At 62.5% G+C, this 11,148-nt stretch carries 11 protein-coding genes; all 11 read right to left on the reverse strand.

From position 1 onward, the window contains the following. Positions 1-43: 43 nt before the first annotated feature. The 11 genes from J2X53_RS17330 to J2X53_RS17380 all read right to left on the reverse strand — a co-directional run bounded on the left by J2X53_RS17330 (position 44) and on the right by J2X53_RS17380 (position 11,056). A complete protein-coding gene (locus J2X53_RS17330; RefSeq protein WP_349038753.1) occupies positions 44-2,350 on the reverse strand; it encodes an FdhF/YdeP family oxidoreductase in 2,307 nt (768 codons plus the stop codon). Positions 2,351-2,486: 136 nt separating this feature from the next. Next, on the reverse strand, positions 2,487-3,047 hold the full coding sequence (locus tag J2X53_RS17335; RefSeq protein WP_349038754.1) for a type 1 glutamine amidotransferase domain-containing protein: 561 nt from the start codon (positions 3,045-3,047) through the stop codon (positions 2,487-2,489). A 404-nt stretch (positions 3,048-3,451) separates the two neighbouring features. After that, the gene (maiA, locus tag J2X53_RS17340) at positions 3,452-4,111 is read right to left on the reverse strand and encodes a maleylacetoacetate isomerase (protein ID WP_349038755.1); all 660 of its coding nucleotides are present in this window, start codon (positions 4,109-4,111) and stop codon (positions 3,452-3,454) included. Further along, positions 4,108-4,287 carry a hypothetical protein gene (locus tag J2X53_RS17345; protein WP_349038756.1) on the reverse strand — a complete coding sequence of 60 codons (180 nt, stop codon included), beginning with the start codon at positions 4,285-4,287 and terminating at the stop codon, positions 4,108-4,110. The genes maiA and J2X53_RS17345 overlap by 4 nt, the downstream gene beginning before the upstream one ends. Before the next feature lie 285 nt (positions 4,288-4,572). Continuing rightward, positions 4,573-5,025: a MarR family transcriptional regulator gene (locus J2X53_RS17350; RefSeq protein ID WP_349038757.1), complete on the reverse strand. Its 453-nt coding sequence runs from the start codon at positions 5,023-5,025 to the stop codon at positions 4,573-4,575. 267 nt (positions 5,026-5,292) lie between these two features. Continuing rightward, a complete protein-coding gene (locus J2X53_RS17355; RefSeq protein WP_349038758.1) occupies positions 5,293-6,207 on the reverse strand; it encodes an SRPBCC family protein in 915 nt (304 codons plus the stop codon). Positions 6,208-6,220: 13 nt separating this feature from the next. Then, a complete protein-coding gene (locus J2X53_RS17360; protein WP_349038759.1) occupies positions 6,221-7,066 on the reverse strand; it encodes a phosphoenolpyruvate hydrolase family protein in 846 nt (281 codons plus the stop codon). Further along, complete coding sequence (locus J2X53_RS17365; protein ID WP_349038760.1) at positions 7,063-8,265, reverse strand: Tm-1-like ATP-binding domain-containing protein; 1,203 nt, start codon at positions 8,263-8,265, stop codon at positions 7,063-7,065. The genes J2X53_RS17360 and J2X53_RS17365 overlap by 4 nt, the downstream gene beginning before the upstream one ends. After that, positions 8,255-8,962 carry an ABC transporter ATP-binding protein gene (locus J2X53_RS17370; RefSeq protein ID WP_349038761.1) on the reverse strand — a complete coding sequence of 236 codons (708 nt, stop codon included), beginning with the start codon at positions 8,960-8,962 and terminating at the stop codon, positions 8,255-8,257. The genes J2X53_RS17365 and J2X53_RS17370 overlap by 11 nt, the downstream gene beginning before the upstream one ends. Then, positions 8,962-9,732, reverse strand: coding sequence for an ABC transporter ATP-binding protein (locus tag J2X53_RS17375; RefSeq protein ID WP_349038762.1), 771 nt, complete (start codon positions 9,730-9,732; stop codon positions 8,962-8,964). The genes J2X53_RS17370 and J2X53_RS17375 overlap by 1 nt, the downstream gene beginning before the upstream one ends. A 58-nt stretch (positions 9,733-9,790) precedes the next feature. After that, positions 9,791-11,056, reverse strand: a complete 1,266-nt coding sequence (locus J2X53_RS17380; RefSeq protein ID WP_349038763.1) for an ABC transporter substrate-binding protein — start codon at positions 11,054-11,056, stop codon at positions 9,791-9,793. Positions 11,057-11,148 lie beyond the last annotated feature (92 nt).

Raw genomic sequence — 11,148 nt, forward strand, 5'->3', positions numbered from 1 at the left:
GACCATCCGGCCCCCCGGCCAGACGATCCTGCGCGAGGTGCGACTAGGCGACCGAAGCGCCCGTGGTTTCATCACGCTCAATCTTCACCGGCACCGACTTGGCCGCTGGCGTCTTGCTTTCCTCGGCATAGTGCCAAAGCGGGATCAGCGGATTGCACTCGGGAAAATAGGCGGCAATCGTGCCGGGCGGAATGTCGTAGTCGATCACCTGAAACCCCGCCATGCTGCGCGTGATTCCATCGTCAACGGCTGTGGTGATCCGCGCGAAACCGCCTTCGCCGACCCCGGCACGCTCACGGTCCTGCCGGTTCATCATCACAACCATGCGCGACCCGTGGATGCCGCGCAGCCGGTCGGCGTAGCCATAGACAGTGGTATTGAACTGATCGTTGGATCGCAGCGTGATCAGCCGCAACACATTCGGGTCGGTTCCGTCATCAAAGCTGGCGTGCAATGCCTTGGGGATTTTGAAGTTTGCCTTGCCAGACTCCGTCTCCCACCGGCGGTCGCGGGCAGCGACCGGGCGCGGAAAGCCTCCCGGCTGATCCAGCCGTTGATTGAAGTCGCGGAAATCTTTGGGAAAGCAGGCTTCGATTTCATCGCGGACAAGGGCATAGTCCGCCACCCAGGTATCCCACGGCACTGCCGGATTTGCTGGCAAGGTGGCTTTTGCGATGCCAGCCACAATCGCGGGTTCCGAAAGCAGATCTTCACTGGCCGGTTTGTGCTTGCCGCGCGAGGCGTGGATGCAGGTCGTCGAATCCTCCATTGTCACGATCTGCGGCCCGCTTGCCTGAGTATCAATCTCTGACCGGACCATCGTGGGCAAAAGATAGGTGCATTTGCCCGTCACAAGATGGGCGCGGTTGAGTTTTGTTGCAATCTGAACCGAAAGATCCAGATCCCGCCATTTCTCTTCCATCAGACGGCGTTCAGGAATGGCCCGCACAAAGTTGCCGCCCAGCCCGATAAAGGCCCGCACCTTGCCCGCGACAATCGCTTCGCAGGCTTCCACTGTGTTCATCCCGTCCTCGCGTGGCGGCTGAAATCTGTACCGCTCCGCCATCTGGTCCAGCGGCACCAGCGCCACCTTTTCCGCAATGCCGACCGTGCGCTGCCCCTGAACATTTGAATGCCCGCGGATCGGACAGATGCCCGCGCCAGGCCGCCCGATATTGCCGCGCATCAGCAAAAGGTTGATCAGCATCTGCACGGTATCAACGCCCAGCTTGTGCTGGGTGAGACCCATTCCGTAAATCGCAATCACAGATCTTGCATGGCCGTAGACACGGGCCGCATTTTCGAGATCTGCACGGGGCAGGCCACAGGCGGCCAGAATTTCCTCCCACCCGGTGTCGCGCACATTGGCCTCGAACGCCTCAAAGCCGTGCGTGTGTTCCGCAATGAAAGCGTGGTCGAGTATCGGCGCCCCACCTTTGGCCTTGGCCGCGTCATCCCACTCAAGCAGCAGTTTCGCGATGCCCATCATCACCGCGATGTCAGCACCGGCGCGTGGCTGATAGTATTGCGTGGCAATCCGCGTCGGCCTGTTCGTCACCATCTGGCCGGGCCGCTGGGGGTTGACGAACTCTTCCCATCCCCGTTCCCGCAACGGGTTGAACACAATGATCGGCACATCCCGCTCCCGCACCTTTTGCAGATTGTGCAGCAACCGGGGCGAGTTGGTGCCCACGTTCTGACCAAACGACAGAATGCAGTCGGTCTTCTCGTAATCCTCCAGCAAAACCGTCCCCACCGGGGTGCCAATGCTTTGCGGCAGGGCGACCGAAGTGGTCTCGTGGCACATGTTGGAACTGTCTGGCAGGTTGTTGGTGCCGTAAAGGCGCGCAAAAAGCTGATACATGAACGAGGTTTCCAGCGCAGCACGGCCAGAGGCATAGAAAACAACGCTGGCGGGGTCATAGCCCTGCAGCCGCTGCCCGATTTCGGAAAAAGCCGCTTCCCAGCTGATGGGCAGGTATCTGTCACTTGCCGGATCATAGCGCATCGGCTGGGTCAGGCGGCCCTGATCTTCCAGATCGAAATCCGACCATTCCAGCAGGTCTGAAACGGAATGTTGCGCGAAAAATGCTGGCGTCACCCGCTTTGATGTCAGATCCCAGAATGTGGCTTTGGCCCCATTTTCACAAAACTCGGCGGCATGTGGCTTTGCTGGTTTGGCCCAGGCACAACTGGTGCACATATAGCCGCCGGTCTTGTTGTGATCCCGCATCAGGCTTGCACTGGCGTGAACTGCACCCTGTCCGGTTGCATGACTGACCAGCGATTTGACGGACCCCCATCCTCCGGTCGGGCTTCGATAGGGTGTGTAACGCAGCTTTTCCGCCATATGATCCTCCTGTTGTTGCCAGACCCCCGGATACTGGCCAAGGGGCTGGCGGCAGCGGCAAACCAACATAGCCATTTCGGCAAGCCGCCACCGCCAATCTCCGGAAATGCCCGGCGCTATCGCCTGACGGGGCGCATCAGGCCGCGCGGCGGTTGTGGCGGCCCTCTTTCACCTCTTCGATGATCTTGGCGCAAAAGGCGTCAAGGTCTGACGGGTTGCGGGATGTGATCAGGCCCTGATCTGTCACGACCGCGCTGTCCTCCCACACGCCCCCGGCATTCTGCACATCGGTACGGATCGAGTTATAAGAGGTGACCTTGCGCCCCTTGATGACGCCCGCCTCGATCAGCAGCCATGGCGCATGGCAGATCGCCGCCACGACCTTGCCAGAGTTGAAGAAGTCGCGCACAAAGCTGACCGCAGTTTCGTCAGCGCGCAGGATATCCGGGTTTATCTGGCCACCGGGCAGGACCAGCGCGTCGAAATCATCGACCTGCGTTTCGGCAAGCGTCTGGTCCACGTCGACCGGTTGCCCCCAGTCTTTTTTGTCCCATCCCTTGATGCTGCCGCTTTTCAGCGACACCACGCTGACACGCGCGCCCGCCGCACGCAGCTGGCGCAACGGCTCCATCAACTCTGACTGCTCAAATCCGTCAGTGGCCAGAATTGCGATCTTTGCTTGCGAAATATCGGTCATGGTTTTTTCCTTTTCTGATGTCCGGAATCGTGCCACCGGCATTCACGCAGGTCATTGAAGGCCGTGACTGGCCATCTGCCCGTCGCCCGCAGCACAAACCGTTCTGTGACTCCAAAAGAACAAGGCAGAAGCCCTAAGGTTCCAGCCACAAGACAACTTGGGCGGCAGGGGGGACGTGGCCGGCTTCATCGCGCCGATCAGCCGTCTGTCCGAACACAGCGCCGAGGTCGCGAAAAGCAAAGAGGCGGTCCGGTCGCTGGACTCTGCGACAGCCTTCACGCCAGCAGACCGGGATGGCCGCGATTATCGCGCCCTGCCCCGCCCCCCGACAAGAGCATGCCTGAAAATCTGCGCGCCTCGAATGAAGGGCTGCAGCAGGCAGGTCAGCAAATGTCTCAGGGTTTTCAGCTTTGCTCCTCGATGAGCCTCGCCTCCCGCGCGGGATTGAAATTGTCCGCATGTGCCGCCGCAAAGGCGGGGTGATCGGCGCAAACTGCACAAACGGCTGAGATGCGCGGCAAGTGGTCAGTTGCCACCCCCCACCGCGCGGCGTTGTAAAGCTGCGGGATCAGGACGCAGTCGGCCATGCCGGGGGAGCCGCCGTGGCAGAAGGGGCCCGGTGTTGATGCCAGCATCGCCTCGACCGCAGTCAGGCCACGGGCGATGTTGTCGCGGTTCCAGACGGCGCGCGCCTCCGGTCCGGCCAGCGCCTCGACCCGGGCCAGAACGGCCAGATTTGACACCGGATGGATCTCGCAGGCGATAGCCAGCGCCACGGCACGGGCCTGCGCACGCGCAAAGACACCCTCTGGCAGCAGGCGCGGCACCGGACGCGTGTCATCAAGATATTCCAAGATTGCCAGCGATTGAGTCAGGCGCACCCCGTCAATCTCCAGCACCGGCACCAGTCCTTGCGGGTTCACAGCCAGATGATCCGGGCCGTTCTGATGGCCCGCCACCAGATCGACCGGCACACGATCATAGGCGATGCCCTTCAGCGCCAGAGCGATCCGCACGCGCCACGAAGCCGAAGACCGCCAGTAGTCATGCAGCCGCACGGTCATGGCCGGGTGGCCAGGATGCGCGCCATGCTGGGACGGGACCCAACCCGGAACCCAAAGCCCTGCGCAAAGCCGCAAAGATCGAGCTCACCGCCGTTCCAGATTAAAGTGAGGGGTGCGCCGTTCACGGCGACCGGCACTGCGTCAGCCATCCGGCTGCGCGGGCGGTGATGCGTCATCTAAGCCTCGCTCATCATATGCAAAGGTTGAAAAGTTGAACGGTCAGATGAAACGAATAGCCGATATTGTTACGTTTGCAACAAAAAATCAGAGGCCGTCGGGCCCACCCCTTCGTTTCACCCCTCCGCCATACGAGAACCGTGGTCCTCCTTTGTGACATCAATTCCGCGCATGGCCATGCGAAGTCACAGTGCGCTGAAAGGGAAGACAGTCACCAGCAGCTGTGACGGATAAGGCAGGGCCGCGTTGCAGGGGCAGACCGAGCCGATTGCAGCACTGCTGGGTCAGTCGCCCTGCGGTGCGGCTTTACTCAGCTTGCGCAACAGGGCGACCAGCGTGTCCGCATCGTCACGGCCAAGCGCCGCGCGCAGCTGACGGTCAAAGCTGACGGCAAGCCCCCCCAGTTCGGCGAAAATGTCCCGCCCTTTTTCTGTCAGCGACAGGACTTCGGCCCTCCGGTCAGTCTGGCTTGGGATGCGGGTCAGCAGCGCGTCCTGTTCCAGCGCGGCGACGGCGCGGCTGACCTTGGTTTTCTCGACATGGCTGATCACGCAGATGTCACGCGCGGTCATTGCGCCAAACTTGCCCAGATTGGCAAGCACCCGCCATTGTGTACGGGTAAACCCATAGCGGTCACGATAGGCAGACTGAAACCCGTGTGACGTGGCCTCTGCGGCCTGATTCAGCAGATAGGGCAGGAACTGCTCAAGATCAAAATCGGCGTTCGGGTCTGTCATTGTCTGCGAAAGGCCTTGTTCAGCACGGGTGTCCAGTATGACACAAGACATCCGGACAAGTCACCCCGGAGGCGTCATGCAGTCAGGAGGAGCAGCCTGAATTGCAGCTTGGTGTCGCGTTCACGCTGATGCCCCGCCCCAGGATCTGCCGGAACCGCTGACCTGTATCACCGGCATGCGCACAATAACCACGGCGGGCGATGTGAACACGGGGATTCAGTCACAGGCGACCTAGCGCCTTGCAGATCACTCGCCAGCGCCTGTGCACTACACCCCAAGTTGTTGATCCAGCGTGTCAAAAGCCTTCTGGAAAACATTGCCATGCACATTCGGAATCAGTTCCAGATCATCCTGCGGCGCGGCAACCCAGTCTGCCGTCCAGACTGCGAAGGTATGGCCAGTGTCGGTCACCGGATAAAGCTGCGCGCCCGCGTGATAGTTCAGCCAGGGCATCGGGCTTTTGAGAATGCGGTAGCGAAAGGCGTGGTCCCGGTCCGAGAGCCAGGTCAGCTGTTCGTGCAGCTGCCCCTCCCCGAAGATGAAATCACGCACACCCGACACTTTGTCGGGCCGGACACCGCCGATCATCTCCATCTGCGGAATGTCGTCGTGCCAATGCTTCATCCCGGCGAAATCGCGCATCCTTTCCCAGACCGCCGGCAAGGGGGCGTGGATCACACTGGAGGTGAACACCTTGGCCGGGCGCAGGCCCTGCCAGCGGTGCACATAGGCAGGCTGCGCACCGTGCTTTGCGACATGTCCTGCCAAGGCCTTCAGCCCACCGGCAAAGACCGCCTCTGAAATCAACGCCGAGTATTTGCCCTTGTCCGCCGCGGCCTCATCAAACGAGGCCCACCAGCGCACAAAGGTTTTGTCACCGTTGGTAACGGGGATCAGGTCCAGTGTGGCAAGATAGTTTTCGACCGGAAAGGCAGGCGTTTCAAAATTGTAGGCCAGTCGATAGCGGCTGTCGTCCAGCTCCAGCAGCCGTTCGCGGACAAAGGTGCCATCCCCAAGTGTAAAGGCGCGGATGCAGCCGACGCTGTCGGCATCGCGCCCGTCTTCGATGGCGCTGTCACGCACGCCGGGGTTCCAGACCGGCAGACCGTTGAAATCGCGCAGCACCGCCCAGAGGGTTTCAACCGGCGCGTCGATAATGGTGGTGGCAAGGGCCTCGGCCATGGTCATGCTCCTGTCAGAACGTCAGCGCCTTGAAGGCGCGGGTGGTTTCGGCCAAAGCCGTCTCGGTCGGCAGCCGCTCCATCGAGCTTGCGCCGTAAAAACCGTGGCACAACTTGGTCTGGCGCAGAACGTATTCCGCATCCTGGGGTGTGGCAATCGGCCCGCCGTGACAGATCACCAGGACATCGGGCCGCACCTTGCGCGCCGCTTCGGCCCAAAGGTCGATGTCGCGCACGCAATCTTCCAGTGAGCGGACGGTTTCCGCCCCGATTGCCCCGCCCGAGGTCAGGCCCATGTGCATCACCAGAACATCTGCCCCGGCCAGCGCCATTTCATGCGCCTCATCGGCGCTGAACACATAAGGCGTGGTCAGCAGATCGCGGGCGTGGGCCATGCGGATCATGTCAATCTCAAGGCTGAAGCTCATTCCGGTTTCTTCGAGGTTCTGCCGGAAGATCCCGTCGATCAGACCAACAGTGGGAAAGTTCTGCACCCCGGCAAAACCCATCGCCTTCAGCTTGTCCAGGTGCGGCCCCATAAGCAGAAACGGGTCGGTGCCGTTCACCCCGGCCAGAACCGGGGTGTGCCGCACCACCGGCAGCACCTCGCGCGCCATATCAAGCACAATCTCGTTCGCGTTGCCATAGGCCAGCAGCCCGGCCAGCGATCCGCGTCCGGCCATGCGGTAGCGGCCGGAGTTGTAGATGACGATCAGGTCAATGCCCCCCACCTCTTCGCTTTTCGCCGACAGGCCGGTGCCCGCACCGCCACCGATGATCGGGATGCGGTTCTCGGCCATGGTGCGGAATTTCGCCATGATGGTGCCGCGGTCGCGGTGGTTGTGAACGGCGTGTGTCATGCGGTCATCCTGCGGATTTCGGCGGCCATAGCTGCGGCAAAGGCCGGGTCGTTGATAGGAAGGGGAAGTTCTGTCAGGCGTCGGTGGCCGGTCACGCGATAGGTCTTGCGGATGGCTTCGAACAAGGCGGCATCGGCCTTGGGGTCGTGAAACGGCATTCCCGGCACGGCGATGGCGGAAACACCCCCAAGCGGCAGGAACAGCGACACCGGGCCATCGCACAGGTTCAGCCGCTCTGCGATGAATGTGCCGATGGCGGTGTTTTCCTCTGGCGTGGTGCGCATCAGCGTGACCTGCGGATTGTGGACCAGAAACTGCCGCCCGGCGAACGTCTCGGGCACTGTGTCGCGCGCGCCGAAATTCACCATATCCACCGCGCCGACCGACCCGACCCATGGCAAGCCGGTGCGGGCGGGGGCGCCATAACGGTCGGCGGTGCAGGGCATGACGCCGCCGACCAGATAATCCGCTGCCTCGGTCGCCGTGACATCCAGCAGCGCGGACAGCAGACCGGATTCGGCCAGCTTTTCCATCGCCGCACCGCCGGTGCCGGTAGCATGGAACACATAGGGCTCGAAATCATCGCCCAGCAGCTTGCGCAAATGGGTTACGCATTCCGTCGTCACCCCAAACATGGTGATGCCCAGCCCCGGCGGATCAGACCCGGCCTCTGGCACCGGGTTCAGCGCCATTCCGGCGGCGGCATGAGCGGCATTCCCGATCACCCGGCGGCTGATCGCGTTCAGCCCGGCAATATCGGTGACGGAATAGACCATGCCCAGATCGCTGGCACCGACATAGGGGGCCACCTGCCCCGAGGCGACGGTCGACACCATCAGCTTCGGCACCCCAACCGGCAGCGCCCGCATGGCCTGGGTGACAAGCGCGGTATTGCCCGACCCGCCCAGTCCCAGCACCGCGCCGATATCTGCGCGCGCCAACAGCCAATGGCTCAGGGCCTCGGCCATCGCGGCCACCGCTTGCCCACGATCGGTTCCGCCCAGCACCGCCCCGACCCCGTCGGGATGGCAGGCCGCCACCTCGGCGGCGCTCACATCTGGGGCAATTCCCGGCACACCGGTGCCGACATCGACCAGCACCGCCTGCGCGCCCACGGCACGGATGCGGTCGCAGGCATAGGTCAGTTCGGCCTCTTTGATGTCGCAGGTTCCGATGACGTAGACAGCTCTAGTGCCCATGGCTCACCCCCAGATAACGGTTTTGCATCGTACGGTCAGCGGCCAGATCGGTGCTGGCAACCGTGGCGGCGATCCGGCCCGTCACCATGATCGCCACCTGATCCGACACGGCGGTCGCCACCCGCAGGTTCTGTTCGATCAGCAACAGGCCCATGCCTTCGGCAGCGATACCGCGCAGCACCTCGATCAGGTGATCGACGATCACCGGGGCCAGCCCTTCGGACGGCTCGTCCATGATCACCACTTTCGGGTTCATCAGCAGCGCGCGCGAGATGGCCAGCATCTGCTGCTCACCGCCCGAAAGCTGGTCACCGCCATTGCGCCGCCGCTCGGCCAGTCGCGGGAAGGTGTCGTAGATCCGGTCGATGGTCCAGGCCGGGCTGCCGTTTTGCGCCACCAGCAGCAGATGTTCATGCACCGACAGCGATGGAAACATCCGCCGCCCCTGTGGCACCAGCGCGATGCCGCTGCGGGCGATGCGCCCGGTGCCCAAGCCCATCACCTCGGCCCCGTCCAGTTTTACGCTGCCGCTGGCCGCCACCATGCCCATCAGCGCTGAACACATCGTGGTTTTGCCCATGCCGTTGCGGCCCACAACCGAAAGCGGCTTTCCCGCCACCGCAAGGTCGATGCCTTGCAGAATGGTGGCCCGCCCGAGGCTGACCCTTAGATCACGGATATCAAGCTGCGCGGCCATCAGTGCCCCCCGCCCAGATAGATCGCCTGAACCACCGGGTCATCGGCAATGCGGTCGGGGGTGTTTTCGACCACCACTTTGCCATCCTTCATCACGGTGACCATATCGGCATTGGCCAGCGCCACATCCATGTCATGTTCGATCAGCACCAACGTCAGATCGCGCGGCAAGGACCGGATCAGCGCAATCAGCTCGGGCCGTTCAGCAGCCGAAAGCCCCGCCGCGGGTTCATCCAGCATCAGCAAGCGCGGCGCGCCCGCCAATGCCATCCCGATTTCCAGCTGGCGGCGTTGACCGTGCGATATGGCATCAACCTGCGTATCCAGCAGCGCGGACACCCGGACCCGTTCGGCCAACGTGCGGGCGCGCGCCACATCAGCATCGTTTTTCCCGGCTTTGAGCAACGAAAACCGCCCCTTTCTTGCACCGCGTACCGCCAGATACAGATTTTCCAGCACCGTCAGCCCGGAAAACAAAAGCGAGGTCTGATAGGTCCGCCCGATCCCCAGCCGTGCGCGCTGATGCGGCTTCAGGCGCGAGATATCCTGCCCGAACAGCTGGATGCTGCCCGAGGTGGGCGGGTAATCCCCGCAGATCGTGTTGAACAGCGTGGTCTTGCCCGCTCCGTTGGGGCCAAGAACCGCCCGCCGCTCGCCCTGACGGATCCGCAGTGTCACATCGCTGACCGCCGCCAGCGCGCCAAAGCTGCGGCCGACGCCCGTCAGCACCAGGGCATCCGTATCAGCGGCCATGGGGGAATGTGGTGTCATCAGAACTTCCATTCGCAAAATCCCCGCCCCGGACAAACCGGGGCGGGCAAGGCCCGGATCAGTTGACCGGCGGGCAGTCAGGGTTGTCACGCGACGGCGACCCAAGGGCGAGGAATTCCTCAGTCGGCATGCCCATGGTCTGGCTGACGCCTTCGGTCCGGCCAAAGGCCTGCGTGCGCATGGTGCCGCCGTCGTCCACGATGCGGGTCAGGTAGATGTCGGAAATCGCCTGACGGTTTTCATCCAGCTTCACATTGGCGCCCATCGGGTTGGTGAACTCGATATTGGCCAGGGCAGTCTGGAACGCCGCCTGATTGTCCGACAGATCGCCGCCCACCTCTTCCAGCGCTTTCAGGGCTGCGATGGTGTTGGTGTAGTAGTTGAACGCATGGATCGACGGCGAGTCAAAGCCGTCGGGCCAGCGGGTGCGGTAGGCGTCAACAAAGGCGACCCATGCCGGATCGTCATTCATGTCGGCAATCGGGCCAGCGGCCACCATACCCTCCATCAGCCGCTGGTGCGGGCCGCGCGCCGACAAAAGCGTCTGGTCGGCCGTGATAGAGCCGCCGATGATCGGCAGATCGCCCCCGACTTCGGCATATTGCGTCAGAAACGCCAACGCATCGGTGCCGCCCTGAATCAGCAGAACTGCATCGGCATCTTCGGGAATCTGCGCGATGATCGACGAAAAATCGGTGGTGTTCAGCGGCGACCACAGCTTGGTCACCGCTCCGCCCAAGGCGCAGTATTCATGCATGAAGCCGAACACCTGCGCATAGGGAAAGGCGTAGTCGGCGGCGACCAGCGCCACATGCTCTGCGCCCATGTCGGTATAGGCATGGGTGCCAAGACCGGCCATCCACTGCGTGCCTTCGGTGCTGAACCGGAAGAAGTTCGGCGACGGGTCGCGCAAGGTGGTATCCGCCGCACCCGACGAGCCGTTGATGATGGTCTTGCCTTGCAACGTGCGGGAATAGTCGCGCAGTGCAATGCCCTCAGCCCCGGACAGCGGGCCGATGATGATGTCGACATTGTCCTGTTCGATCAGCTTGCGGGCGCGGGCAAGGGCAACATCGGGCGTGGCATCCGAAGATTCGCGGATCCACTCGATCTTCTTGCCCCCGACGGTGTAGTCGATCTCTTCAAACGCCATTTCCATGGTGCGATAGGCGTCCTGCCCGCCGGTGGCAAACGGGCCTTCCAGCGTGGTGATCGACCCGATGCGGATAACGTCCTGCGCCATGGCCTGTGTGCCGGACAGCGCAAGAAACAGCGCCGTTGTGCCCATCGCCCAGGCGGTCTTTCTCTTGTGTGGTGATGTCATTGTTCTCTCCCTTTTGGTCCGGCGCTCCTCCGCGCCTTCCGTTCTGTGTGCGACCCTTGATGCGGGACCGGGGGCAAGGTCGCGGCACCCCC

It is taken from the genome of Pseudotabrizicola sp. 4114 (genome assembly GCF_031457365.1).
Lineage (GTDB): Bacteria > Pseudomonadota > Alphaproteobacteria > Rhodobacterales > Rhodobacteraceae > Pseudotabrizicola.